Below are 25,888 nucleotides of genomic sequence, written 5' to 3'. Positions count from 1 at the left end.
GTCATTCTGTCAGGCACACGTGGGATACACCGTGGCAGCGAACACTCGCGCCGTGCCCGTGAGCTTCAGATCGCCGTAGCCGCGCGCGGCGAGCTGCGGCAACGGCACCTTGATCGAGCCGGTCTTGCCGGCGGGGATCGTCCCCGTCGACACACGCCCGTCGTCGCCTTCGATCCGCCAGGTCGCATCGGCACCGGCCGGCGCGGCGAGTCCGACGCCCGCGCAGGTCCCTCGCCCGTAGACGCGGACGTCGCCGCCCGTCGGAGGCGGCGTCCCGTCGAGGGCGAACCCGGAACCGCGCCAGAGCATGCGCGCGGGCTTGGCGACCTTCAACAGGGCGACCGGGATGTACGAGAGCGACGCGACGACATCGCCCGCGAGATGCGCGCCCTCAGGCTGCGTCGGCACCACCATGTAGTCGGTGAGCGGGCGTGGCGAGCGCACCAGCCCGGTCGCGTCGTCGTACTCGACGCCGCTGACCAGCGCGTCACCCGGTGGCACGGCCGCCGCGTTGGGTCCGGGGGGCGCGAAGACGGTCTTGACACGCTGGTTGTAGAACTGCACTTCCTGCCACGTGTAGGTGAAGTCCGCGGTCTGTCCCACTCCGAGGGCGAGCTCGCCGACGGTCGCGCCGTGCGGCACGTTGCTGTCCACGAACGCGCGCGCCCGCAGGCCGGGGCCCGACCTGCTGCCGGCGCCGTCGACGTGCTTGGACAGCGCGTAGTTCGCCTGCAAGGGGATCGAGAGCGCCACCGCGGCGACGAGCACGACCGCGGGCGCGCCCGCCAAGCGTGCGGGCGCCCACTTGAGCATCATCGCGACCGCGACCCCGGCCAGCCCGAGCGCGAGGCCGACGATCGCCAGCGCCGTCCCGGCGTCGCCGGGAAGCCACGAGTCCAGGCGCAGCCCGGCCGTCCGCGCGTAGAACGTCTCCGCCGGCCAGATGAAGAACATGAACGGGCCCTGATCGGACTGCCAGGGCTCGGCCAGCACGAGCGCCGCCGCCAGCACCGAGCCGATCCCGAGCCCGAGCGGCGTCAGCTCGCGCAGCGCGAGCGCCGTCACCGCCGGCAGCAGCACCAGCGGCGCCAGGTAGACGATGTAGCGCTCGTCCGGGCCGGCGCTCCCGAGCGCGTAGAACAGCAGCAGCGCGCTCACGACGGCACCGAACGAGAACGCGAACCGCGCCGGATCGCGCGTCCGGGCGAGCTGGACGGCCAGCCACGGCACGCCGGCCGCCGCGGCGAAGAAGCCCGTCCCGGTGACGATCCGCGAGAAATAGCGCCCGCTCTTCTCGACCAGGGTCCAGACGCCGATGTTCCACGGCGTGCCGTACCCGCCCGCGAGGCGCGTCGCCAGCCCGCTCGTCGGGCCGACGCCGGCCAACCCGGGGACGACGGCGACGAGCGCGACCGCGATCGTGCCCCACAGCACGACGTGGTCGCGCAGCACCGTCCTGATCGATCCGCAGCGCCAGCTGGTGGCGAGGACGGTCAGCGGCAGCATCGGCGCCAGCGCCAGCAGCGCGCTGCGCGAGAGACCGGCGACGAGGATGGCGACGAGCGCGAGCACGTCGTTGCCCGGGCTGGGACGCAGCGTGGTCCGCACCGTGGTGTAGAGCACCCACACGAAGGCCGGATACGCCAGGTTCTCGGTCAGCAACGCGGTGGTGACGACCGCCCACGGCACGACGGCGCTCAGCAGCGCGGGCAGCGCCGCCCAGCGCGGCCGCAGCCCGAGGATCCGGCCGATGAGGTAGACGGGGATCGCCGTGGAGACGAACGCGGCCGCGTTGAGCAGCCGCCCGAGCGCCAGCGACCACGGCGAGTCCGTGAGCACCGCCGGGAGCGCGAGCATCCAGACCTCGAGCCGCTGGAGCCCCCGCCCGTAGACGTCGAAGTTCCACAGCGATCGCGGGAAGTCGGTCCACAACCAGCGCGACAGGTAGACGTACTGGTCCTCGTCGTTCTGGAACACGTGCGTGTTCAGGCCCCAGTAGAAGAGCCACGCCGTCACCACCGCGAGGGCGACGGCGATCCGCCCCCAGACGGGGACCGCCGCGTACCAGCGCCGCACGCGCTCCGACGGGATCGGGCCCATCGGGGCGGGACGGTCTTCGGCAAGACCGGCATCCGTGGCCAAGGCGGTACGGATCGTCGCCCAGACCCCGAGCGGCGCCACGACCAGGAGCGCGAGTGCCAGCACCCACATCCACCACGCCCCGAACGGCTTCAGCGTCGACGCGTGGGTCGTCATCTGCCCGAGCCGGGAGAGGTAGCTGTGACGGCCCGGCTCCATCAGCCGCAGCGTCAGCTCGAGCGGCGACACCACCCCGTTGACCCGCACTGTCGGGCGGGCGAACGCGCGGCCGTCCTCGGTGCCGACCAGATCGATCGCGCGATCGTCGAGCACCCGCACGCACAGCGTGCCGAAGACCGCCTTCGGCGGCGGCTGCAGCGGAACGTCGAGTTGGCGCTGGCCGGTCCACCCGCCCGCGACGCGGTATGACGAGCGGTAGTCGCTCCGGTACTCGCCCGTGGGGTAGCCCTGCGCCGTGACCTCGATCGCCGGGGCGGGCGCGCCCGCCGGCGCGGTCGCCCCGAACCGCGCGATTCCGGCGTTGGTGTCGAAGAGGATCTCGTCCGCGCAGGCCTCGCCCTTGGCGGGAACCGGCAACGGCACGGTCAGGCCGGTGTAGGCCGAGGGCGTCGAGGCGATGACCTCGCGCGACTTGGTCATGTAGCCCAACGCGGCGAGCCCCGCGATGGCCAGCACCGCGACGAATACGGCGAGCGGACCTCTACCCATAGAAGCGCGTGAAGGTCAACAACAGGCCGCCGAGGTTGAGGACCAGCAGCCCGGACAGCACGAACGTCCCCGCCAGCGCGCTCACCCGCGGCCGCAGCGAGGTCACGACGAACGCGACCACGAGGCCGAAGACCCCGGCGATCGGCAACAGATAGCGGCCGGTGATCAGGGGGTCGGCGCTGATCACGAGCGCGCGGTAGGACGCGACGTGCAGCAGGATGATCATCGACAGCGCGATCGCGGCGACCGTCACCACCTCGGGCCAGCGCCTGCGCAGGGTGCTCCAGCGCCCGGCCGCGGCGAGGACGAGCCCGATCAGCCCCACGCCGCACGCGAGCTGGATCAGGTTGTAGACGAGGCTCGAGTAGCCGACCTCGAGCGTCGCGAAGCGCCCGAAGAACGACTCGATGTACATCTGCCGGTACCCGTAGCCGGCGCCGACACTCGGGGCCATCGACGGCAACCGCGGCAGATAGAACTGCCACACGTCGCTGATGAACCCCGGGATCGTCAGGGCGCCGCCATGCGTGAGCGTCACCTCGCCGCCGTACGCCCCTCCGGTCGGCGTCAAGAGGAAGCGGTAGACGAGCGCGATGGCGGCCAGGAGCGCGAGCCCGGGGGCGAGCTGGCGCGCCGTCCGCAAGAGGCCCGGGCGAGCCCGCACGAGGCCCGCGGCGAGCACGATGACCAAGGCAGGGAGGATCGCGATCCCACGGCCGTGCGTGAGCAGCGACGCGCCGGCGAGCGCGCAGAGCGCGAGGATCCGCGTCACGGACGGCCCGCGGCACACGAAGCGCAGCGCGGCCCACGTGAACGCCGACCAGACCGCGATCAGCAGGTTGTCGGCGTTGATCGCGCCGCTCAGCGCGGTCATCTGCGGCAGCAGCGCGAACGAGCCGGTCGCGATCACGCGCGGCCAGACCGCCGCGAAGAGCTCGGCCGCCGCGAACCACGTGCACGTCACGGCGAGCAGGAAGAGCAGGCCGCTGGCCAGCCGCATCACCACGAGCCGGTCCCAGAACGAGCCGATCGAACCGATCCAGTACGGCACGGCCGCGAACGCGTAGTACAGCGGCGGGTTCTTAGCGAGCGGGTTCGGGCCCGAGCCGTCCTTCGCGCCCTTCCTGCCCAGTGTCTTGATCGTCTCGTCGAAGTGGCGCTCCTCGAGCTTCGACCACGCGGGTCGGGCGTCGAAGACGCCGGCGAGCTGACTCAGGTTGAGCTGGACCAGCGCATTGGCCGTCTGCGACGAGTCGGGATGCGGCCCGCCGTAGACCGACGGCTTGTGGCCGGTCTCGGCCAGGTGCTGGGCGTAGTTGAAATGCGCCGGTTCGTCTGGCCCCTGCAGCGGCGCGATGGCGAAGGTCCACGCGACCGTCAACAACGCGGCGACCGCGAGCAGCGGCGCCAGCGGGTGCGCGATGCCGCGCGGCATTCCCTGGTCAGTGCTTCCGGGCCGTGCCGAAGCGACCCGGGGGACCGACTTCCTCGAAATCACCTTCGTCCTCGGGCTCGCGGGCGCCGTCGGCCGCTTCCCGGCGGCGCATCCGTTCCTCGAGGAGCGCGATTCGCTGCGCCAGGACCTTGGACTGATCGCTCAAGCGCGACACGGCGATCGAGAAGTGCAGCAGCATCCAGAGCACGAAGCCGAAGGCGACGATGAACAGCGCGTTCGGCGGGTAGGCGACACCGAGCTGCGCGGCGATCTTGTCCAGCGCTCCGCGCCAGATCGCGAGCCCGAGCAGCACGACCGAGCTCAACAGCCACAGCAGCGCGTAGCGCTCGAGCAGGCGGCGACGTCGCACGAGGTCGATGACGCCGACCAGCAGCACCGCGGCGACGAAGATCGTGACGATCTGGATCCGGTTGCGATCCATCTAGATCCCGTGCTCGGCTGCGACAGGCGCAGGGTCGCCGGGCCGCGGGACCGCGCGCCGGCGAAGCATGCCGACGAAGATCGCCAGCAGCACCTTGATCATGTAATAGAAGGACTTGCCGGTGCTGATCGAGGACCGCCCGCCGCCACGCTCGAACATGCGCACCGGCACCTCGGCCATGCGCAGCCGCTGCGTGTGCAGCATCAGCACCGCCTCGACCTCCGGATAATCGTGCGGGTAGTCCGTCGCGAACAGCTCGATCGCGCGCCGGTTGTAGAGCCTGAAGCCGGACGTCGGATCGGTCACGCGCTGGCCGACGATCCGCGAGAGCAGGAACGCGAAGACGTGGATGCCCGTCCGGCGCGAGATCGGCGCCAGGTACTCGCCCGGCACGAGGAAGCGTGAGCCGCAGACCATGTCCAGGGCGGGATCGGAGTCCATCACGCCCTGCAACGTCTCGATCTCCGACGGGTCGTGCTGACCGTCGCCGTCGACCTGGACCATGTAGCGGTAGCCGTTCTCCTTGGCGTACACGAATCCGGCCTGCACCGCCCCGCCGATGCCGAGGTTGAACGGCAGCTCGAGCACGGTCGCGCCGGCTTCGCGGGCCCGCGTCGCCGTGGCGTCGGTCGAGCCGTCGTTGACCACCAGGACGTCGCAGAACGGCGCAAGGTCGTGCACGCGACCGGTCACGGCCGCAACGGTGGCGGCTTCGTTATACGCGGGGATGACGACGAGATGGTCGCTTCGCTTGGTCATAGGCGGCAGCAACAAAGACGGTCGACGCAGCGGGAAGTTGCGGCGCCGTACCCGGGGCCGACAGCGTAACAGGGGATACGGCGCCCTCCGGCACGCCGGAGGGCTACGCGGCGGCGGCCTGCCGGTACGCCGCGACCGTCTGCTCCGCGCAGCGATGCCACGTGAATCGGGCGGCGCGAGCGAGCCCGCGCGTGCGCAGCTCGGCGACCAGATCGGCATCGTCGAGCAGGCGGCCGGTGGCCGCCGCCCAAGCGCCCGCGTCGCCTGGATCGACCAGCAGCCCCGCATCACCGACGACCTCGGGAAGGCTCGCGGCCCGGGCGGCGACGACCGGGGTTCCGCACGCCATCGCCTCGAGCGCCGGCAGGCCGAAGCCCTCGTAGCGCGAGGGAAACAGCAAGGCCGAGGCGCCGCGATACAGCTCGACCAGCCGCTGATCGGACACGTGGCCGGCGAACCGCACACGCTCGGCCGCGGAGCCGATCTCGTGGGTGACGGGAGCTTCGCCCCAGCCGCGCGCGCCGACCACCAGCAGCTCGAGCTCAGGGTGCTGGGAGGCCAGTTGCCCGAAGGCGCGGATGGCGGTCTCGACGTTCTTGCGCGGTTGCAGCTCGCCGACGGTGAGCAGGTACGGGCGCTCGGCGTCCGGTCGCGGCCCGGCGCAGAACTGCGCGTCGACGCCGCCGGAGACCACGACGACGCGATCGGGCGCAAGTCCGGGGACCTCGTCGAGCAATTCGTCGCGCGAGAAGGCGGACGGGACGAGCACGATGTCGGCGCCGCGCGCGATCCGGGGAAGCACCAGACGCGTGTGCCAGCGGTTGGCGGCGGTGAACCATTCCGGCCGGCGCAGCGGCATCACGTCGTAGATGCTCAGGACGACCGGCACCGAACCGCGGCGCCACGGCCCGAGCGGGGCCGGGCAGTGCAGGACATCGGCCCCGGTCCGGCGGGCGGCGTTCGCCAGCCCCGCCGGCAACCAGGCGCCCTCGCGCAGGAGCGCGTGCGGCACGCGGCCTTCACGGGCCCGCTGCGGTTGCGCGATGTCGACGATCTCCGGTTCGTCGCGAGCGGCCAGCGCGCGCCGCAACGCGGTGATCCAGCGGGCGACGCCGCTGCTGTTGATCTGCAGCGCGGTCAGGTCGTACGCGACCCGCATCAGTGAGCGGGCGCTCGCTCGAGCGCGGCGGTCATCGACCGCGCGAGCGCCTGCGCGTTCGCCGACGATGCGTCGACCCCGGCCGGGGCGCCTTCATACGTCGAGCGCATGGCGGCGTGCAGGAACCGCAAGGTCTGCTCGCGGTCAGGGCTGAAGCGCAACACGGCCGGCACCTGCTCGCGCAACTCGCGGAAGGAGTCGACGTCGACCGTCACGCCGTAGCCCGCGTAGAACGGCTGCCCCATGGTCAGCACGGGCTTGCCGTGCAGCAGCGCCTCCAGGCCGACCGTCGAGGAGATGACGACGATCGCCTCCGAGCGCCGGATCAGCTCGTGCGAGGACGTGTAGGCGTCCACCATGCGGACGTTGTCCCGGCGCGTCAGCCGCCGCAGGAACGAGACCGGGTTGCGCCCGAGCGACACCGGATGCTCCTTGAGCACGAGCTCGTAGCCCTCCGGCAGCGCGTCCGCGACCTGCTCGATCAGGTACGCCTGGTCGACGCAGTGCGGGATCACGCGCTTGACCTTGAAGTCGTCGGTGACGTGCAGCGGGAAGTAGACGAGCTTGCGGTCCTCCGGCAGCGGCTCATAGAGCCGCCGGCTGAGGCGCCGGCGGGCGGTCTGCACGACGAAGTTGCGCACGAACCGGCCCGGGACGAGGTAGTCGTTGTCGTGATCGACGCTGCGCTGCACGCGCAGGTGACGCACCCAGTCGCGCAGCTTGGCGGGGGTGATCCGCGCGCGCCGGTGCGGGAGCGTGGGCTTGTCACGGTCGATGTACGTGCGCACGAACCCCTCGACCTCGGCGCGCTCGTCGTCGTCCAGCGCGCGCACGTCCTCGGGCGCGACGATCGGGCGGTGGTAGCTGTCCTGGTACAGGCGCAGCGGGCGCGGGAAGATCGTGTAGAAGAGAAACAGCGTCGTCGCGCCGCGCCGGGCGGCGATGAGGTGCGCCGCGGTGCGCATCGTCTCGCTGCCGACCTCGGGCACGACCACGTCGGGCTCGAGCTCGGCGAAGATCTCCTCCAGCGCGAGGAAATGGCGAACGGTGCGCTCGAGGCAGCGGCGCTCAGGCATCCCCTTGCACGCCGGGTCGGTCAGCCAGACGTCGCGCAGCGAGGGGATCGGGTACTCGCGCTCGATCCGTTGCGCCTGGAGGTCGAGGTCGCCGGGTGCCGCGTCGCGCAGCCGGTCGGCGAGGCAGATGGCTTGGGCTCCCGCTTGGCGCAGGTCGAGCGCCGCCTGGCGTGAGAACGTGACGTGGCGGACCTCGTGGCCGAGGCCCTCGAGGGCCGTGCCGACGCGGCCATAGGCCGCGCTCTCCTCGAATTGGAGCGTGGTGAACAGAAAGCGCACGGGCTCTGACAGTAGCCGGGCTCAGACCGTGCCAGAGGGCGCGGGCGCCGGGGCCCGGGTGCCCGCCGCGGCCAGGATCAGGTCGGCGAGGCGGTCACCCGCGTGGCCGTCGGCCGGGCCCGCCTCGCGCTGCGCGAAGCGCAGCCGCAGGTCGCGCTCCAGCGACGGGTCGTCGAGGTAGGAGCGGATGTGCTCCACGAGCGCGGCGGGATCGGCGGCCACGCGCACCGCCCCGGCCTCGATCAGCCCGCGCAGGTGCGTGTAGCCCGCGTAGTCGCGCGGATCGGGCCCGCCCGGCCGATCCGGACGCTGCCACCCGCCCACGAACACGACCGGCCGGTCGAGCAGAAACGCCTCGACGGTCGTGGTCGAGAACACGTTGACGAGCACGTCGCAGTGCGCCAGCAACGAGCCGAGGCGGACGTCGTCGCTGTGCGGCACATCCGAGCGCATGCGCAGGGAGAGGATCTCCGGCACGTCCAGCGTCACGTGCTCGCAGCGCTCGGCCAGCGCGCGTAGCGACCCGATGCCGGTGTCCTCGCCCGTCCGGAAGTAGAACGGGTGGACCCGCACGACGAGCTGCGCGTCGCCGAGCGTGCCGCTCGCGATCGCTTCCTCGATGCTGCGCGCCACGGCGGTGTTGTCGCCCAGCCCGCTCGGGGTGCTGGTGGCGAAGACGACGAGCTTGCGGGCGGGGTCGAGCCCGAACCGGGCGAAGAGCGTCTCGCGGTCCAGCAGCTGGCCGGGACGCCGGTAGAGATCGAAGTGCGGCACGCCGGTCGCCTGCACGCGCTCGCGTGGGAAGTCGTGCAGCGCCGCGACCTGATCGGCCATGTGCTGCGACCAGGCGACGATCGTCTCGGGATCCGCGCCGCGATATCCCTTGCTGGTCGGATTGTCCCAGCCCAGGACGGCGGCGACCGACGGGATCCCGCGCCGCCGGGCCTCACGGAGCACCACCGCGTCGGCGAGGAACCACCCCGGGCTGGTGGTGACGACGAGTCGCGGGCGGTGACGCTCGAAGACGTCGGCGTGCGGATCGGGCGAGCGAAAGCGCGTCTCGAGCGCGAGCAGCCCGCGCCGCAGCGTGCGCGAGCGCCAGAAGGCTGGAACGGTCACGCGCAGCGCCGCCGCCGCCAGCCGGCCGAGCCGGCCCTGCTGGGCAAGGCCGGCCGCGGCGTTCGCCAGCTTCGCCCGGATCGTGCGGTTCCGATGCCCGTCGGCCAGCACGGTGCCGCGCAGCGTCGTCGTCGCGAGCCACAAGCGGTCCGCCGGCGGCTGGGTGCCGGTGCGCAGCAGCTCCAGCGTGATCCGGGGATCGTCGAACTCCGCGCGCAGATACTCCTCGTCGGGATTGGGGACCAGCACGACGACCTTCACGCCCGCGTCGAGCAGCCGCGGAACGACCGCGGTGCGCAGCAGAAAGCGCGCCGCGACCCCGTACGGAGCCGACAGCAGGATCGTGGGTGCCGACATGGCCGCCACGTTAGCGGCGGCTCGGAGAGCCGCCGGGGCGGCGCTGAGGCCTCCGCTAGCATCGAAGCGGCGCCAAGCGCGTGTCTGACGCATGACGAACCTTTCCGCTGAGACCCCTTCGGGCGCACCTGGCTCCGCTGCGCAACGGGAGGCCGAACGCCTCGCCGCGCCGGCCGACCCGTCGATCCGGCGCCTGCAGCCGGGCGGCCGCCGAGTGGCGATCTCCGACATCTGGACGAGCTTCCCGATCGCCAGCCGGATCGCCACGCGCGACGTGCGGATCCGCTTCAAGCAGTCCGCGATCGGCCCGCTGTGGCTCCTCGTCCAGCCGATTGGCATCCTGTTCGGCTTCGTTCTCGTCTTCAATGGCGTGACGCACGTCGACACGGACGGCATCCCTTACGCGCCGTTCGCGGTGGTCGGCATCGCGGTGTGGTCGTGCGCCAACCTCGCGCTGGCGGCGGGCGTGCGCACGCACGTCGTCAACTGGCGGTTCGTCCGGCTGGTCGCGTGCCCGCGGATCGCGTTCGTGACCGCGGCGATCCTGAGCTCGATCCCGAACCTGCTGATCACGCTCGCGCTGGCGGTCGTGGTGATCGTCGCGTCCGGCCTGTTCTTCCCGCTTCAGGTGCTGTTGCTGCCGCTGCCGATCGCCTGGCTGCTGCTGCTCCTCTGGAGCATGACCAACCTCCTGTCGGCGCTGAACGTCCGCCGGCACGACGTCGGCGAGTTGGTCCCGGTCATCCTGCAGGGCGGCATCTTCGTGACGCCGGTCGGCTACGCGATCGGCAACGTCTCGCCCAACCTCAAGCTGCTGCTCTCCCTCAACCCGTTCACGGGCATCATCGAGGCCTTCCGCTGGTGCATGCTCGGCGCCCCGGTGACGGAGCTGGCGCTGGGGCTCGCGCTTGCCACCACCGTGCTGCTCACCATCGTCGGTTGGTGGGTCTTCGTCCGCCTCGAGCCTTCGTTCGCCGATGTCGTCTGAAACACCGGTGCTCGACGAGGTCTCGGCGGTCCGCGCGCGCGGGCTCAGCAAGTCGTACGAGCTCGGCGAGCTGGCCAGCCTGAAGCGCACGCTGCGCTCGATCACGCGGCTCGGGCGCGCTCAGCCGCCGGTTGAGCGCTTCCACGCGCTGCGCGACGTGAGCTTCGACATCGCGCGCGGCGAGGCGTTCACGATCCTCGGGCACAACGGCTCCGGCAAGACGACGATGATGTCGATCCTCGCGGCGATCACGCCCCCGAGCGACGGCTGGCTCGACGTCAGGGGGCGCGTCGTGCCCGTGCTGAGCGTCGGGTCGTCCTTCCACCCCGATCTCACCGGCGAGGAGAACGCGGTGCTCTTCGGCACGATCCTCGGCCTGGACGGGGACGAGATCGCCGAGGCCATGCCCGGGATCGCCGAGTTCGCGGAGATGGACGCGGACCACATGGAGACGCCGGTCAAGCGCTTCTCGGAGGGGATGAAGGCGCGGCTCACCTTCGCGACCGCGCTGCGCTTCCCCGCCGACGTCTACATCTTCGACGAGGTCCTCACCTTCGCCGACGATCACTTCAAGGCGACCTGCGTCGACGAGATGCGTCGCCTCGTGCGCGAGGGTCGCACGGTGATCTTCGTGTCGCACGAGCTCGACCTGGTGCGCGACATCTGCACGCGCGGGCTGTGGCTCGACCGCGGCGAGGTGCGGCTCCTGGGCGAGATCGAAGAGGTGGCCGGCGAGTACGCCGCCGCCCGCGCGCGCCACGAGCGCGCGATCGCTACTTGATCCAGGCCTGACCGTAGGTCTCGTGCCCGACGACGACGGGCAGCCCGTCGGTCTCGCGGACGTCGACGGGAAGCAGCCGCAAGGACGGATCGCCGACACGCTTGAGCGCGCCACGGGTCCCGAGCTCCAAGAGCCTCGCGCGCCCCGTCGAGACGACCTCGTCGTCGTACATGTGCGCCGGGCGGCGCGACTTGCGCCAGGCGATCGTGTGGCGGCCTGAGTCGCCGAACGGGCGCCGGGCCCAGGCGCTGACGCGCTCCGCGAACGCCGGATCGGCCGGCGCCTGGAGCGCGGGATCTCCGCGCTCGGCCACGACCAGCAGCTCGAACGTCTCGGTCAGCGACACCACGCGCAGTCCGTGGGCGGCGAGCAGGAGCGTCAGCGAGCGTGGCGTGAAGAGGGAGAGGTGCCCGACGTAGTGAAACGCCTGGGGCGGCAGCTCGTGCCAGAGCGACGGGACCGCCACCGCGACGAGGCCGTCGTCGCCGAGCAGGCGGACCTGCGCGGCGATGAACGAGTGCGGGTCGGCGACGTGCTCGAGCACGTGATGCGAGACCACCAGGCGCAGGTCGTCAGGCGCCTCCGCCTCCTCGACGGGCACCGTCGAGCATGGGATGCCGAGCGTCTCGCGCACGTAAGCGGCGCGATGCTCGGAGGCCTCGAGACCGTGCGGCGCAAGCCCCGCCTGCTGGAATCCGAGCAGCTGCTGGCCGAAGCCGGCGCCGACGTCCAGCACCGCCGCGCCGGCGGGAAGGCGGTCCCCGGCGAGCTTGGCCATCTTCGGATCGGGTTTGACGGTGACGGGCCGCCGGTCGGTCAGGGCGCGGCCGGCCGCGTCCCACTCGCTGGCGTAGTACCCGGCGACCCAGCTCTCCGTCGGCCGGCGCCGGAGGAAGCCGTGCTCGCAGGCCGCGCACGCCGCGGTGATCGGGCCGCCGGGGTCGATCCGCGCGACGTCGAAGACGTGCTCGGCCTCACCGCAGATCGGGCACGCGGTGAGCTCCTGCCAGCCATCGGCGGGGATCGCCGTCGCCCGCAGCTGCCCGAGCCGGCCCGCGCCGACGACGGAGACGTTCATGCGAAGACCGGCGCGGTGTGATCGAGGCAGACGATCGGCCCGTCGCCCTGCCGGAAGCCGAAGTACGGCAGGATGCGGCCGCTGGAGCGCACGATCAGGCTGCCGACGCCGTCGCCGTCCGCGAGCAGGCGCCGCGCGCGGGGAACGACGCGCGACAGATCGTCGTGCCACGCCGACCACGGCTCCACGACGAACGGCGCCGACTCGGCGGTCACCCCGTCCTGGCTGGACACGATCAGCGTCACCTCCACCGGCTCCTCGACCACGTTGAGCAGCAGCAGCTCGCTCTCGACGTCGCGCGACGCGATGACGCCCGGCACGACCTGCATGTCGTCGCGGCGGACCTTCTTGCGCTGACCGCGGATCGGGACCGTGGGAATGATGTAGCCGCCGCCTTGCGGACCGCGCGCGTCGATCCACATGCCGTTGAAGCCGATGCCCGCCGGGTCCTCGTCGAGCCGGATCGCGTGCACCTCGAGGATCCCGCCGCGCTCAGGCGGGTCGGGGAGGTCGAGATCCCGCAGCCGGACGGCGCGCTGCTCACCGAGCGGCGCCTCACCGACGTCGTGCTCCCAGATCGGCTCGCTGCTGCCGGCATAGCCGCGCAGCAGGAACTGGAAGCGCGCGCTCTCGCGGGTCGCGCTGTGGTGCGGGCTGAGGATCACGCTCACGTCGTACTTCGACGGGGACGGCCACCACCCGTAGCTCGGCAGCCACCGAGACTGGTCTAGAGATGCTGCACGCGCCACAGATCACCGTCGGGTTGGTAGCGAACGATGAACCCGGCGAACTTGTGGCTCGCGGGCGTGATGCGGACGACGCCCGCGCGCCCGCCGAGCAGGTCGGGGAAGTGCTCGTGCAGCGGGATCCACCCCGTCTGGTCGAGCTCGAGCACAGGCAGCGGCGCGCGCTGCTCGCGGCCGTCGGTGTCCTGCCACACGAGCTCCTGGCCCGAGGTCGGGCGCTGCTGGGTGTTGGTGATGAACAGCCACGCCTCCTCCTCGAAGTCCGAGGCGCCGGCCGGGAAGATCCAGTGGTACGGCCGCTGGCCTTCGAAGCTTCGCGGCGACACCGGACCGGCCTTCTCGTGCGTCGAGGTGATGCCGGTCGGCGTGATCAGGTGGAAGTACGGCCGCAGCGACCCGAGCGACTCCGCGTCGACGACCAGCTTGAGCGCGCCGATCCCGTCCGGAGGCCCGGCGACGTCGAACACGCGCGTGCCGCCGGGCGCCACGGTCTCGTTGATGACGTGGTGGCGCTCGCCGTCGAGCCCCAGCACGTCGGCACGCAGGGTGACCGGCCGGCCGGGATGCTCCTCGTCGCCCGCCCAGTTGAACATGGCGACGCGCGTGCGCACGTCGCGCCCGGCGAACCCGTCGAGCACCGGCATGTACATCCGGCGCGGAAGCGTGGCGCGAGCACCGCGGATCCGCCGCAGCGCGGTCGCGATCAGGCCGGGCGACTGATCGAGCGGCGCGACGAACGCGGTCGGCTGGAACTCGTCGCCGAGCTGCTCCTTGAGCATCCGCTGCAGCTCGAAGCGGCAGCCGAAGCAGCGCGTGCAGGCCGTCGTCTCACGCTGGAGATCAGCGATCGAACGGGCTTTGCCAGACGCGATCGAGGCCTCCACGGCGGAGTGGGAGACCTGACGGCAGTGACAGACCAGGGTCTCCTCCGCAAGCACGGGAGAGGATGCTAGCGAGGCGCCGGGAGCAGCTTCAGACGTGGAACCACGCCCTCCGGGACCTTCCAGAGGGTCGCGGCGTCGTCGCGGTAGATGAGCTTGGCATTGGGAATCGAGATCCGGTGGACGCGGTCCCAGAAGACCAGATACCGGGGCAATGCGGCTCCGGCGCACGGCTTGGCGGGGTCCGCCGCCACGCGCTGTTGCGCCGCGCTCGGCGTGAGGGTGCCGTCCGGCCCGACGTCGAGCTCGCAGCGCTGCCCGATGCTCGAGACGGCGGGCACCGACGACAGCCGCCACGCGCGGTCCAGGCGCTGGTTCCAGAGCTCGAAGTGCCACTGATCGCGCAGCGAGTCCTCGGTCGTCGCGATGAACGCGGCGGGTCCGTCGACATGCCGGTCGATCCAGTCCGGCGGGCGCGGCCGCAGCGCGAGCTGCACGGAGGCCTGGGCACCGAGATCGTGCTGTCGCGCGGTGACCACGCCGACGCCGAAGGCGACGACAGGAATGCAGAACGCGAGCGCCTTCAGCGGGGTGCTGATCCGCTTGCCGCCGAGCAGCGCCCACCACGTCAGCACGCCCATCACCGCGGCGGCCACCGCCCAGAGCTTGAAGTCGGCGCCGGGCAGCCAGGCCGGCCAGATGAGGTTCACCGGCAGCGACTGGACGAGCGAATTGAGCGTGTAGCCGACCCACTCGGCGGAGGCGTCCCCGTAGAGCCCCGGGAAGACCGGCAGCAGCCAGGCGGTGAGGATGGCGGCGACCACCAGCACGCGGCGCGCGCTCGCACGGCCGGGCAGGGCGACCCACAGCGCCACGAGCACCGGGACGGGATAGAAGACGTAGCGCTCCCGCAGCTCCGGGGAGATCGTCGCCGACGCCCACGCTCCGACGAGCAGGAACGTCACCGCGGCGGTGGTCGCGACGACCAGCACCGGCCCCAGCGCGGGGTCGCGCCAGGCATCCCGCTTCGTCGCCAGCGCCCCGAGCGCGATCAGCGGCATCAACAGCGACGAGACCGCGAGCACCGTGACGTAGCGCGGCAGATACGTGAGGACGTCGCCGAGCGGCGAACCGCGCCCGACGTCGGCGGAGTAGTTGCCGATCAGCGATTCCCGGTAGCCGCCGAGGATCAGCACCAGCGCCACGGCCACGCCGGCGCCCAGGAGCGCCACCAGCACCCGGTGCTCGCGCAGGCGGGCACGGGCGTCGCCGCCGTGGCGGGCGATGTCGAGCATCACCGCGAGCGCGAGGACGACCAGCAGCGCGAGCAGCTGCGAGCGCGCCGTCGCCGCCGCCACACACGCCAGCAGGGCCTGGATGCCCGTGGCCGGGCCCGGGCGGGCGATCGTCCGCACCGTGGCGAAGAGCGCAAGTCCGGCCAGCGGATACGCCAGCGCCTCGGTCATGAGCAGGCTCGACCACGCCATCGCGGGGGCGACCGCCGCCGCGATCGCGGCCACCAGCGCCCATCCGGGGGTCGCCACCCGCCGCGCGATCGCGTAGGCCGGGAACATGACGGCGGGCATCAGCAGCGCGTTGATGACCAGCGCGGCGTGGTACGCGCGGTCCGGGTCGGAGAACAGCGCCCAGGCGGGGGCGATCACGAACGGATAGATCGTCTTGTACGCCGTGACCGAGAGACCTTCGTAGCTGAGCCCCTGGCCGTGCGCGAGGTTCTGCGCGAGCTTGCCGTAGACCAGCTCGTCGACGAACCCGAAGGGCGTCGCACGCGTCCACGAATACGCGACGTAGAGCGCGACGAGCGCGAGATACGCCGCGGTCAGACGCAGGGCCGTCCGCGACCGCGCAGGGGCCGTAACCGGCACGTCCCGCGTCCCCTGGCCCGCGGAAAGGATGGTCCCAGCCACCCGTCTAGTCTAATTCGGACGATGCGCCGCTTCCGCAGGGTGCCGGCCGCGCTGCTCGTGTTGCTCGCCGTGGCGGCGCTCGAATCCCTCAGCTGGGGCGTGCTGGTACCGGCCCTGCAGGGCCCGGACGAGTCCTCGCATCTGACCGTCGTCTCGCGCATCGCCGACCACGGCCGCCTCTTGCCGGGCGACGCCGATCAAGGGCTCTCGCGCGAGCTGCTCGTGACCGCGTCCGAGGCGGGCTTCGGCCCGCTCGTGGGCAACCTCGGGGCACGTCCGTACTGGTCGCGAATCGATCAGGCGCGCTGGCGCCTTGCCGAGCAACGCCTCGGCGGACAGGCCACAGCCCTCGTCGCCGATCCGCAGGAAGGCCCGCCGGTGCGCGGCGCCAATCGCAATCCGCCGCTGTACTACGCGCTCCTCGCCATCCCGTGGAAGCTGAGCTCGGGATCGTTCATCGACCGGGTGCATCTGATCCGGCTCGTTAACGTGCCGATCTTCCTGCTGGCCGTGGCCGCGACCTGGAGCCTGGCGCGGACGCTGCTGCCGGGGACGCCCTGGGCGCCCCCGCTGGCTGCCGGGATCGTGGCGCTCTGGCCGCAGCTCGCGTTCCTGTCGGGAACCGTCGATCCCGACATCCTGCTCGTGGCCCTCTTCAGCGCGTTTATGGCCGTCGCGGCGCGGATCCTCGACCGGGGGACGAGCCGCGGGCGCGTGGCGGCGCTCTGCGGCCTGGCCCTTGCGGCCTCCGCGACCCACGCCCGCGGCGTCGTGCTGCTCGCCGCGGCGGCGATCGTGCTGATCCTCGCCGTCAGCAGCGGCCGGGATCGTTCGCCGCGCAGGCTCGCGGCGCTCGCGGCCGGCTTGACGATCGGAAGCGTCGCCGCGCTGGTCGCGCTCACGCGCCTGACGCAGACGACGCTGACGGGCGCGTCGACCGCGCGCGGGATCTCGGACCCGTTCGAGCTGCGCCAGTTCGTCTCCTACGTGTGGCAGTTCTACCTGCCGCGGCTCGGGTTCATGGACCCCTCGATCGGCGGCGACTACGGCGTGCAGCAGGCGTGGATCAGGACGTTCGTGGGCACGTTCGGCTCGCTCGAGATCGAGTATCCCGGGTGGGTCTATCGCGGCCTCGACGTGCTGGCGGTGGCGGTGCTCGCGGGCTTCGTCGTCGCGCTGGTCCGCTACCGCGACGTGCTGCGCGGCCGGATCCGTGTCGTCGCGGCGCTGACGGCGCTGGCGCTGGCGACCATCGGCTCACTGCATCTCGTGGCCTACCGGACGCTCCTGATCGACCGGACCGACCCGATCGTCGTCGGCCGCCACCTACTCCCGCTGATCGCGCTCGTCGCCATCGCCGTCGCCGCCGCCGGCCGCGCCCTCCCCCGGCACTGGGGCCGCGCCTACGCCGGGGTCGTCCTCGGCACGCTGGTGGCGCTCCAGCTCGGCGGGCTCGGCCTCACCCTCGCGCGGTTCTACGCGTAGCGCCAGCACCACCGCGGCGGGAAGCCCGACGCAGAGCCCGATCGCCAGCAGCCAGAGGACCCACGGCGTCGCCCACGCGGGCTTGAACGTGCTCGCGCGGTCGAACATCGTCGGCAGCAGCGCCAGGAAGGACCGGCGCCGGCGCTCGAGCAGCTGGATCGTCGGATCGCCCTCGATCGGCTTCCCGTTGACGTCGGTGGTGGTCCGCGATCGCGTGCGCTCCTCGATGGTGCCGCCGAGCGCGAAGTCGCGGTCGCCGCGGTTGCCGAGGCAGAGCGTCGCCACCGCCGAGCGCGGCGGCCGCGGGATCGGGACCTCGATCGCGCCGGCGCCGCGGGGATACTCGCGCAGCGTTCGCGTCACGCGGTAGCCCGGTGCGCTGAGGCGGAGCGAGACCGGTACGGGAGGGCCGTCGTAGGACCCGAGGATGACGCGCACGACGTCCGCGTCGGACTGCAGCACGAACCCGCGCGTGCACGCCGTCTCGCCGCGATGGAGCCGGATCAGCGTGAGGTCGAAGAGCGGCGGCGGATTCGGCGTCGACGAGTACACGACGCGATCGCGCAGCACCGCGGGCACCAGCGCCAGCGCGCAGGCCGCGAGCGCCACGACGAGCAGCGCGAGCCGCGCGGACACGTCGTGTCAGCCGATCGCGGGCCGGCGCCCCACGTACGTGTACTCGGCGAAGAGGGTGCCGTTCAGCCAGGAGAGCGGCGGGTGCAGGATGGCGCGGGCCCGCGGCGTGGTCCAGCCGCCCGAGGCCGTGTACCGCTCGGGGAGGAAGCCACCGTCGCTGAGGAGCTCGAGGTACTCCCGCGACGTGTACTCCCGCTCGAAGTCGCCGTGCTCGCCTTCCTCGCCGTGATCACGCGTGCGCCGCAGCCGCGCGATCGTCGGCTCGCGGAACAGGACCAGGCAGCCGCCGGGGCGCAGCAGGTCCCACGCGACCCGGACCAGGCGCGCCGGGTCGGCCGCGTGGTGGAAGGCCGCGTCCGTGAACACGAAATCGGCGATGCCCGGCTCGAGCCCGTGGGCGTAGAAGTCCGCGACGTGGCGTTCGATCTTGTCGGCCTGCGCGCCGAGGTGGGCGATCGCGACGGGCGCGAGCGAGCGGATCCGGCGCTCGGAGAACTCCACCGCGCGGACCCGTCGCACCTCCGGCCGCCTGGCCAGCTCCGCCGACAGCCAGCACGTGCCCGCCCCCAGCTCGACGATCTCCCCCGCCGGCGAGATCCCCGCCTCATGCAGCGAGAACGCGAGCTTGCGCACCAGCTCCTTGCCGTCGATGAACCGCGGGATGTCCACCAGCGGATCCGGGTAGCGCTCGATCTCCTCGCGGAACTGGAGCTCGTCCGCGTCGGCGAGCTCCGACATCGCGTCCTGCACGATCAGCGGGCTGGCGCTCGCCGCGCGTTCGACGAGTGCCGCCGCGACGCTCACTCGCTGACCTCGGCGAGCAGGTCCTCGACCGCGTAGGACAGCTGCTTCTGCGCGGGCGGGAGCGGGAGGGCGAGCTGCTCGGCGATCTGGAGGCCGGCGGTGCCGTCGCCGAAGAGCTCGTCGCGCTCGTAGCGGCCGTTGCGGACCTGCTCGCGGATGGCGTCGGCGATCTCGTCCGCGCCGTGGCCCGTGCGCAGGACGTTGCGCGCGTGCTCCCGGTTCTGCTGGCGCGTGCCGACCGTGACCACCGGCGTGCCGAGGAACGCGCCCTCGCGCAGCCCCGAGGACGAGTTGCCGACCATGCACGCCGTGTGCGCCAGCAGCTTGGCGAACAGCTCCGGCGGCAGGTTGCGGAAGAAGTGGAAGCCCTTCGCCTCGCCGCGGTCGCGGAACACGCGCATGCCCTTGGCGACGTGGTCGGAGCCGGCGTCGACGTTCGGCCAGAAGACGAGCGCCTGCATCCCCAGGCGGGCGACGCCCTCGAGCGTCTCATTGATCTGGTCGAGGCTCTCGCCGTACTCCGTGGTGACCGGGTGCTGCATCATCAGCAGATACGGCTTGTCGGGGTCGATCTCCGCCCCGACGCCGCGCGCGTTGAGCTCCGCGAGCGCCGACCGCGGGTCGCCGAGGTCGGCCTGGGCGACCAGGTCGATCGACGGGCAGCCGACGTTGTGGACGTGTGCCGCATCCTCGCCCATGGCGATCACGCGCCGGCGGCTGAGCTCGGTCGCCGGGAAGTGCACGTGGGCGAGTTTCGTCACCGCGTGGCGGACGCTCTCGTCGATCGACCCGGAGACCTCGCCGCCCTGCGTATGGATCAGCGGCAGGTTCATGTACGCGGCGGCGACCGCGGTCGCGAGCGTCTCGAAGCGGTCGGCGATCGTGACCACCGCGTCCGGCTGCAGGTTCTCGAACACCGTCGGCAACTCGAGCAGCCCGAGACCGGTGGACTTCGCCATCGTCGTCGGCGTCTCGCCCTCGATGATCATCCGCACGATCGCGTCGGGTCTGAACCCGTCTGCCTCGAGCACGTCGATCGCGTTGCCGAAGCGCTCGAGCACGAGCGACGCGCCGGCGACGACCTGCAGCTCGAGATCGGGGTGATCGTCGATCGCCCGCATGGCGGTTTTGATCCGCGCGTAGTTGGCGCGGGAGGCGACGACCACGCAAATGCGCTTGGGCGTGTCCGGTGTTCTTGAAGGCGTCACTCGCATGGCCCGGAGCAATGATATGAGCGCGGGCGGGCACGGCCTCCGAGGTAACCTGTCCCGCTCACCCCCTTCCCGGAGGCGTTTCCCTGCGAATGACTGTCGCCGCCGCACAGCAGACCGAGTCGATCGAGCACGTCCGTGAATGCCCCGTGTGCGGCAGCGCGGCGCTCGAGCCCCTTCCCGTCGAGAATCTCAACAGCCATGACCCCGCGCGCGCGGACCGGCTCCGCGAGAAGCTCGGAGACGACTTCTTCCTGTTCCAGCGCGCCGCACGCTGCGGCGACTGCGGGGCGGTCTTCCAGCATGAGCGGCCCACCGACGAGGCGCTCCAGCGTCTCTACGACCGGTTCACGGAGGCAGTGGCCAAGACGGCGCCGACACCGGCGACGAAGTTCCAGTACCTGCTGCTGCACAACCCGCAGGACTACCTCCAGGGTCCCGCGAACGCGCTGACGTTCCTCGACCGGATCGGGGCGCTCGACGGCGTCGGCTCGCTGCTCGAGCTGCGCACCTACGGAGGCGCGCTCCCCGCGTTGCTGCACGAGCGTGGCGTCGAGCACGTCGAAGCGGCGACGATCTCGGAGTTCGACGAGCACGTCGCGCGCACGGTCTACGGGATCGAGCACCTTCGCCCGTTCACGTTCGCGGCGCCGATCGAGCGCTTCGCCCCCGTGCGGGAGCAATACGACCTGATCGTCACCTACGAGGGCCTGACGCACAGCAAGGATCCCGGCGCCTTGATCCGCTGGGTGTCCGCGCATCTGAGCCCCGGCGGGCGCGCCGTCTTCCTGCATGAGCCCAACACGCCGCGCTATCGCCCGATCCTGCCGCTGGAGCGGGTGTTCAACAACTTCCACATGCAGTTGCTGACCGCGCGCGCCGTCGCCGACCTCGCGCGCCGCAACAGCGAGCTGCCGTTCACCCTGTACCGCGACTACCACCCCTCGTTCACCGCGCCGCTGTACGTCGACCTCGTGCTCGGCAGCGATGCGGGTCGCCCCGACGCCGACCGGCTGGACGCCGGCGACCTGCCCAGCTACGACCTGGCGTGGTGGCAGGCGTGGATCCGGCAGGAGAGCACCCGGCCGCGCGCGGCCGGCATCCGCGTCAAGCGCGGGGTGCGGCGGGTCTACGACGCGACCGCGGGTCAGCTGCGCGAAGAAGCGCGCGGGCTCGGCCTGCCGGGGCTGAAGTGAGCCGCGCCGAGCGCATCGCGGCCGTCGGGTTCGACCCGGCGGAGCGCGACCGCGAGGCCGTCACGGCCTGCAACCTGTGCGGTGCAACACGCCTCGTCGAAGCCGCGCGGCGCGATCGCTACGGCTACGGTCAGCCCACGCTCGTGTGCGCCTGCTGCGGCCTCGGCATGCTGTCGCCGCGCCTGACCGCGGCGGAGTACGCGCGCTTCTACGAGGACACGTACCGGCCGCTGGTCTCCGCGTACCACGGTCGCCGCATCGACGCCGAGACGGTCCAGGTCGACCAGCGCGACTATGCCGACCAGCTCGCCGCGTTCCTCGGCGCCCGCCTGCCGAACCCGGTCGAGAGCCTGCTCGACGTCGGCGGGTCGACGGGCGTGGTGGCCGGAGCGGTCGCGGAGCGCCTGGGCTGCTCCGCGGCGGTGCTCGATCCCGCTCCGGATGAGCTCGAGGTCGCGGCCGCGGCCGGGATGGAGACCTTCGCGGGCTTCGCCGAGGACTTCGATCCCGGCGATCGCCGGTGGCAGCTCGTGCTGCTCTGCCAGACGATCGACCACCTGCTCGACGTGCGCACGACCCTGGAGAGCCTGCGCCGGCTGACGAGCGAGGGCGGGCACCTGTTCGTCGATGTGCTCGACGTCGAGTACGCGATCCGCGCGAAGGGCGGCCTCGACGGCGCGGCCAAGGTCGACCACCCCTTCTATCTGACCCGGACGACCGGCGAGGCGTTCCTCGCCGCCGCCGGGTTCGAGGTCGTCAGCGAGCGCTTGTCCGACGACGGCCATTGGGGCTTTCTGGCGCGCGCCGCCGAGCCGGTCGCGCACGATGCCGGCGCGCTGCGCCGGCATGCCGATGGTCTCCTCGACCTCGTGTGGACTTCGCGCGCGCGTCCGGCGTAGCCCGTGGCGACGCTCGGCCTGATCCCCGCCCGCGGCGGTTCCAAGCGCGCGCCGGGGAAGAACCTCGCGGTGCTGGGCGGGCGGACGCTCGTCCGGCGGGCGGTTGACTGCGGGCTCGCAAGCGGGGCGCTCGACTGTCTCGTGCTGTCCAGCGACGATCCCGCGATCCTCGATGAGGGCGAGGGCATCGACGGCCTGGAGCTGCTCGCCCGGCCGGCCGAGCTCGCGACCGACAGCGCGCTCGCCGTCGACGTCGCGCGGCACGCGCTCGACGCGATGGAGGCCCAGGGCCGCGGTCCGTTCTCCGCGCTCGCGCTGATCCAGTGCACGTCCCCGTTCACCGCCCCGGAGGACATCGCGGCGACGGTGAAGCTGGTCACGCACGATGGCGGCCGCTCGGCCGTCTCAGTTACACAAGCCGATCAGTCGGTGCACCCGCTGCGCCTGAAGCGCATCGAGGCGGGCCGCATCCTGCCGTTCCTCGAGGATGACGCGATGGCGCCGGCCCATGCCCTGCCCGAGCTCTGGATCCGCAACGGCTCCATCTACGTCTGCAGCCGCGAGGTCCTGTTCGGCGGGTCGCTGGTCGACCCGGACGACACGCGGGCGCACCCGATGCCCGCGGAACGGTCGCTGGACGTCAACACGCCGCTGGATCTCGCGTTCGCCGAGTTCCTGATCGACCGCGGCGCGGCCGTCTAGCCCCGGCGCGCGGTGAGCGCCCGCTCGTAGCTGGCGAGCGTCGCCGCCGCCGTGGCCTCCCAGCGGAAGGTCGCCGCGCGAGCGATCCCGCGCTCGATCAGCGTCGCGCGCAAGCCGGGATCAGCCAGGAGCTGTTCGATCGCCGCCGCGATCGAGCGCGGATCGAGCGGGTCGAACGTGAGCGCCGCGTCACCCGCGACCTCCTCCAGCGACCCGCGCGTGGAGCATCCGACGGGAACGGAGCGGCGCATCGCCTCGAGCACGGGTAGGCCGAACCCCTCGAGCAGCGACGGGTAGACGAAGGCCGACGCCAGCGCGTAGAGGCCCTCGAGGTCGGCGTCCGAGATCCAGCCGGTGAAGCGCACGCGCTCGGCGATGCCGAGCCCGGCGGCGCGCGCCTGCAGCTCCGCGAGCGTGCGCCCGGCGTGACCCGCGACGACCAGCATGCTCGTCTCCCGTCGCGCCGGCGACAGGCCGGCGAAGCCTTCCAGGAGCCGCCCGAGGTTCTTGTGCGGGAGCGCCGCCGACACGCATAGGACCACGTCGGCGTCGCCGAGCTCGAAGCGGCTTCGCACCTCGCCGGCGGGCGTCGCGTCCAGTGCCGGCGGCGCACCGAGCCCGAGCGGGACCACGTCGATGCGCTCCGGCGCGACCCGGAGGCGCTCACGCACGTCGGTGGCCGTCGCCTCGGAGTCCGCGATCACGCGCTGGGCACGACGGGCACCGAGCGGGACCGTGAGGCGCAGACCGGCGGTGGCGGCGCGTGAGAACGATCCGGGGAACCGGTCGTAGATGAGGTCGTGGACGGTCACGACGCGGGCGGCACGCGACGCCGGCGGGCTCGTCGTCCCGAGCGAATGCAGGATGTCGACGCGATGCCGGTCGGCCAGGACCGGCAGCACGCTCAGCTCCGTCGCGATCCGCAGCGGCTTGATCGCCGACGGAAGCCGCACCGACACGAGCCGGGTGTTCGCGGGCCACCCCTGTCCCCGCAGCGGCTCCTCCGCCTCCGTGCCGCAGAAGACGAAGAACTCGGTCTCGGGCGCGGCCTTGGCGAGCTCGCCGATCAGAAGGCGGGCGTAGGTCTCGGTGCCGCCGACGGCACCAGGGACGAGATAGAGGACGTTCAGGCCGACGCGGCGTGGATTCACCCCGAGAGGTTGCCACACGCGCCGGGAGTCGCTCCAAGCACCGAAGTACGCTGCGGGCGATGCGCCTCTCGATCGTCATCGTCGCGTTCGGCGGCGACCTCTCGCCGCTCCTGGACGAGCTGGCCGCCCAACGGCAGCCGGGCGATGAGGTGATCGTGGTCGACAACGCCCCGCGGGGAGACGCGATGCATCCGGTCGTCGACCGGCGGATCGACCTGCACCACAACCCCGGCTTCGGCGCCGCGGCGAACGAGGGAGCGCGGGTGGCAGCCGGCGATGCGGTCGTCCTGCTGAACCCCGACGCCGTCCCCGCGCCTGGCTGCCTGGACGCGCTCCGGCACCCGCCCGCCGGCTGGGACGCGTGGATGGCGGCCGTCATGCTGGCCGACGGCGAGCACATCAACAGCGGTGGCGGCATCGCCCACTTCCTCGGCTTCGCCTGGGCCGGCGCGCTCGGCGAGCCGGCTTCGGCGCTCCCCGCCGGCGCCGCTCCGGTCGGGTTTCTCTCCGGCGCGTGCCTCGCCGTGCGGCTGGACGTCTGGCGCGAACTGGGCGGCATGCCCGATCACTACTTCCTCTATCACGAGGACGTCGACCTGTCGCACCGTCTGCGCCTGGCGGGCCATCGCTTCGGTGTCCTCCCCGCCGCGCGGGTGCTGCACGACTACGAGTTCGGCAAGGGCAGCTACAAGTGGCGCTACCTCGAGCGCAACCGCTGGGCGACGGTGCTGCGCTCCTATCCCCCGGCGCTAGTCGCGGTCGTGCTGCCCGCGATGCTGGCGTGTGAGCCCGTGCTTCTCGTCGTGGCGCTCGCCGCCGGCTGGGGACGGGCGAAGCTGCAGTCGTGGTGGGATGTCCTCCGCTGGCTGCCTGCGCTCCCGGGCGAGCGACGCGCGGTGCAGTCCACGCGCCGCGTCGGCGCCCGCGAGTTCGCGGGCGCGTTGGTCGCGGAGCTCGACTCGCCGCAGTTCGGCGCCTACGGGCGCAACCCCGCGGTGCGCGCGCTCTTGCGGCTGTACTGGGCCGGCGCGCTCGCTCTCGTGCGCCGGTAGCTAGTTCCGCTGGAGCACGTGCAGGTCCTGGCGGCCGTTGCTCGGCGCGCCCTCGTCGACGGACTCGACGAGCGTGAAGGCACTGGCGAACTGCCGCTCGAGGAACGGCGTGGGATGGAACGTCGAGCACAGATTGGACCCGGCGACCTCCTCGAAATGCACGACGAGCCGGCCGGCGTCGAACTGCGCATGTTCTTCAGGTGACAGCCTGTCGAGATAGGCCGTGCCATGAGTAGAGATGATCAGGTGCCCGCCCGGCCGAAGAACCCGACCCATTTCCCGCGCCCAGGCGTGCTGCAGATCCTCCGGAAGGTGCGTGAAGACCGAGAAGGCGTAGACGACGTCGAACGCCGCGTCGGCATGCGGCAAGGGCGGCGCGAGCGGAGAGACGCGGGCGGAGACGAACGGGAGATTGGCCCCCGTCCAGCGCACGAGCTCCGGATTGATGTCACAGCCGTGCACCGCCGGGCCGTCCAGGTCCTTCCAGTGACGAGCGACACGACCGCAGCCGACGCCGAAGTCCAGGATGTCGGACACGCCCTCGATGTCGACGCCACGACGCGACAGCGCGGCGCGAACCGTGTCCGCGCCGACGCGGCCCTTGGCCAAGAACGCTTCGGGCGTGACCGGCCCGGCGACGAGCACCACCAGGCGCTGCGGCGGCAGCGGGAGTCCATCGGGACCCTGCGTCGCGGCGCCGCGACCGCGATTGGAGCGCCAGGCCTGCCACCGCTCGAAGGCGCGGAAGCCGGGGCCGATCAGGTGGGTGGCCCGCAGCCCGGCCAGGACAGCCCGAGCCAGCGGCCCGCGCACGGCACGGGTTGGAGGAGAAGCACCGGGTGAGCTCACGGCCACGGCAGTCTACGAAGCGGCGCGACATAGACTGGCCGCCGTTGAGCCGAGAGAAGCTTCGGTC

22 protein-coding genes are annotated in these 25,888 nt (G+C 72.1%); 7 read left to right on the top strand and 15 right to left on the bottom strand.

What is annotated here, in order from left to right:
- Positions 1-9 precede the first annotated feature (9 nt).
- The 7 genes from OM076_RS31025 to OM076_RS30995 form a co-directional block, all read right to left on the bottom strand.
- On the bottom strand, positions 10-2,808 hold the full coding sequence (locus tag OM076_RS31025; protein ID WP_270044013.1) for a hypothetical protein: 2,799 nt from the start codon (positions 2,806-2,808) through the stop codon (positions 10-12).
- Positions 2,801-4,243 carry a DUF2142 domain-containing protein gene (locus OM076_RS31020; RefSeq protein ID WP_270044012.1) on the bottom strand — a complete coding sequence of 481 codons (1,443 nt, stop codon included), beginning with the start codon at positions 4,241-4,243 and terminating at the stop codon, positions 2,801-2,803. The genes OM076_RS31025 and OM076_RS31020 overlap by 8 nt, the downstream gene beginning before the upstream one ends.
- A 7-nt stretch (positions 4,244-4,250) precedes the next feature.
- Positions 4,251-4,685: a DUF2304 domain-containing protein gene (locus OM076_RS31015; protein ID WP_270044011.1), complete on the bottom strand. Its 435-nt coding sequence runs from the start codon at positions 4,683-4,685 to the stop codon at positions 4,251-4,253.
- Positions 4,686-5,444 carry a glycosyltransferase family 2 protein gene (locus OM076_RS31010; RefSeq protein WP_270044010.1) on the bottom strand — a complete coding sequence of 253 codons (759 nt, stop codon included), beginning with the start codon at positions 5,442-5,444 and terminating at the stop codon, positions 4,686-4,688.
- A gap of 103 nt (positions 5,445-5,547) precedes the next feature.
- Positions 5,548-6,603 (bottom strand): glycosyltransferase family 4 protein, encoded by a 1,056-nt coding sequence (locus OM076_RS31005; protein WP_270044009.1) that lies wholly within the window; start codon positions 6,601-6,603, stop codon positions 5,548-5,550.
- A complete protein-coding gene (locus OM076_RS31000) occupies positions 6,603-7,958 on the bottom strand; it encodes a capsular polysaccharide export protein, LipB/KpsS family (RefSeq protein WP_270044008.1) in 1,356 nt (451 codons plus the stop codon). Before OM076_RS31000 ends, OM076_RS31005 begins: the two co-directional genes overlap by 1 nt.
- A 21-nt stretch (positions 7,959-7,979) precedes the next feature.
- Positions 7,980-9,434: a CDP-glycerol glycerophosphotransferase family protein gene (locus tag OM076_RS30995; RefSeq protein WP_270044007.1), complete on the bottom strand. Its 1,455-nt coding sequence runs from the start codon at positions 9,432-9,434 to the stop codon at positions 7,980-7,982.
- Between the two features lie 91 nt (positions 9,435-9,525).
- On the opposite strand from OM076_RS30995, the gene OM076_RS30990 reads away from it, so the two are divergent.
- The gene (locus tag OM076_RS30990; protein ID WP_270044006.1) at positions 9,526-10,422 is read left to right on the top strand and encodes an ABC transporter permease; all 897 of its coding nucleotides are present in this window, start codon (positions 9,526-9,528) and stop codon (positions 10,420-10,422) included.
- Complete coding sequence (locus OM076_RS30985) at positions 10,412-11,203, top strand: ABC transporter ATP-binding protein (RefSeq protein ID WP_270044005.1); 792 nt, start codon at positions 10,412-10,414, stop codon at positions 11,201-11,203. Before OM076_RS30990 ends, OM076_RS30985 begins: the two co-directional genes overlap by 11 nt.
- Here OM076_RS30985 and OM076_RS30980 read toward each other — a convergent pair.
- From OM076_RS30980 to OM076_RS46400, 4 genes are read right to left on the bottom strand one after another with little or no spacing between them, the layout of a single operon-like run.
- Complete coding sequence (locus tag OM076_RS30980) at positions 11,196-12,281, bottom strand: class I SAM-dependent methyltransferase (protein ID WP_270044004.1); 1,086 nt, start codon at positions 12,279-12,281, stop codon at positions 11,196-11,198. The two genes, OM076_RS30985 and OM076_RS30980, sit on opposite strands and share 8 nt — an antisense overlap.
- On the bottom strand, positions 12,278-12,952 hold the full coding sequence (locus tag OM076_RS30975; RefSeq protein WP_270044003.1) for a hypothetical protein: 675 nt from the start codon (positions 12,950-12,952) through the stop codon (positions 12,278-12,280). Before OM076_RS30975 ends, OM076_RS30980 begins: the two co-directional genes overlap by 4 nt.
- 56 nt (positions 12,953-13,008) lie before the next feature.
- Positions 13,009-13,965: a (2Fe-2S)-binding protein gene (locus tag OM076_RS46405; RefSeq protein WP_270044002.1), complete on the bottom strand. Its 957-nt coding sequence runs from the start codon at positions 13,963-13,965 to the stop codon at positions 13,009-13,011.
- Positions 13,966-13,976: 11 nt separating this feature from the next.
- Positions 13,977-15,836 carry a hypothetical protein gene (locus OM076_RS46400; protein ID WP_270044001.1) on the bottom strand — a complete coding sequence of 620 codons (1,860 nt, stop codon included), beginning with the start codon at positions 15,834-15,836 and terminating at the stop codon, positions 13,977-13,979.
- Between the two features lie 21 nt (positions 15,837-15,857).
- Here OM076_RS46400 and OM076_RS30960 point away from each other — a divergent pair, with 21 nt between their 5' ends.
- Positions 15,858-17,321: a glycosyltransferase family protein gene (locus tag OM076_RS30960; protein ID WP_270044000.1), complete on the top strand. Its 1,464-nt coding sequence runs from the start codon at positions 15,858-15,860 to the stop codon at positions 17,319-17,321.
- Between the two features lie 642 nt (positions 17,322-17,963).
- Here OM076_RS30960 and OM076_RS30955 read toward each other — a convergent pair.
- Positions 17,964-18,761, bottom strand: coding sequence for a class I SAM-dependent methyltransferase (locus OM076_RS30955; RefSeq protein ID WP_270043999.1), 798 nt, complete (start codon positions 18,759-18,761; stop codon positions 17,964-17,966).
- Positions 18,758-19,975, bottom strand: a complete 1,218-nt coding sequence (neuC, locus tag OM076_RS30950; RefSeq protein ID WP_270043998.1) for a UDP-N-acetylglucosamine 2-epimerase — start codon at positions 19,973-19,975, stop codon at positions 18,758-18,760. The genes OM076_RS30955 and neuC overlap by 4 nt, the downstream gene beginning before the upstream one ends.
- Before the next feature lie 89 nt (positions 19,976-20,064).
- Between neuC and OM076_RS30945 the strand changes: the two genes are divergently transcribed.
- The 3 genes from OM076_RS30945 to OM076_RS30935 are packed head-to-tail and all read left to right on the top strand — an operon-like array spanning position 20,065 to position 22,769.
- Positions 20,065-21,168 (top strand): methyltransferase domain-containing protein, encoded by a 1,104-nt coding sequence (locus OM076_RS30945; protein ID WP_270043997.1) that lies wholly within the window; start codon positions 20,065-20,067, stop codon positions 21,166-21,168.
- Entirely contained in the window at positions 21,165-22,067 is a 903-nt protein-coding gene (locus OM076_RS30940) for a class I SAM-dependent methyltransferase (protein ID WP_270043996.1), read from the top strand. The genes OM076_RS30945 and OM076_RS30940 overlap by 4 nt, the downstream gene beginning before the upstream one ends.
- A gap of 3 nt (positions 22,068-22,070) precedes the next feature.
- The gene (locus OM076_RS30935) at positions 22,071-22,769 is read left to right on the top strand and encodes an acylneuraminate cytidylyltransferase family protein (protein WP_270043995.1); all 699 of its coding nucleotides are present in this window, start codon (positions 22,071-22,073) and stop codon (positions 22,767-22,769) included.
- Here OM076_RS30935 and OM076_RS30930 read toward each other — a convergent pair.
- Positions 22,766-23,920, bottom strand: a complete 1,155-nt coding sequence (locus OM076_RS30930; RefSeq protein ID WP_270043994.1) for a glycosyltransferase family 4 protein — start codon at positions 23,918-23,920, stop codon at positions 22,766-22,768. The two genes, OM076_RS30935 and OM076_RS30930, sit on opposite strands and share 4 nt — an antisense overlap.
- A 59-nt stretch (positions 23,921-23,979) precedes the next feature.
- On the opposite strand from OM076_RS30930, the gene OM076_RS30925 reads away from it, so the two are divergent.
- Positions 23,980-24,972: a glycosyltransferase family 2 protein gene (locus OM076_RS30925; RefSeq protein ID WP_270043993.1), complete on the top strand. Its 993-nt coding sequence runs from the start codon at positions 23,980-23,982 to the stop codon at positions 24,970-24,972.
- On the opposite strand, the gene OM076_RS30920 is transcribed toward OM076_RS30925, so the two are convergent.
- Positions 24,973-25,785, bottom strand: a complete 813-nt coding sequence (locus OM076_RS30920; RefSeq protein ID WP_270043992.1) for a class I SAM-dependent methyltransferase — start codon at positions 25,783-25,785, stop codon at positions 24,973-24,975. It lies immediately after the preceding gene.
- Positions 25,786-25,888: the final 103 nt, after the last annotated feature.

The organism is Solirubrobacter ginsenosidimutans (assembly GCF_027587205.1).
This window is presented reverse-complemented; position numbering and strand designations above follow the sequence as displayed.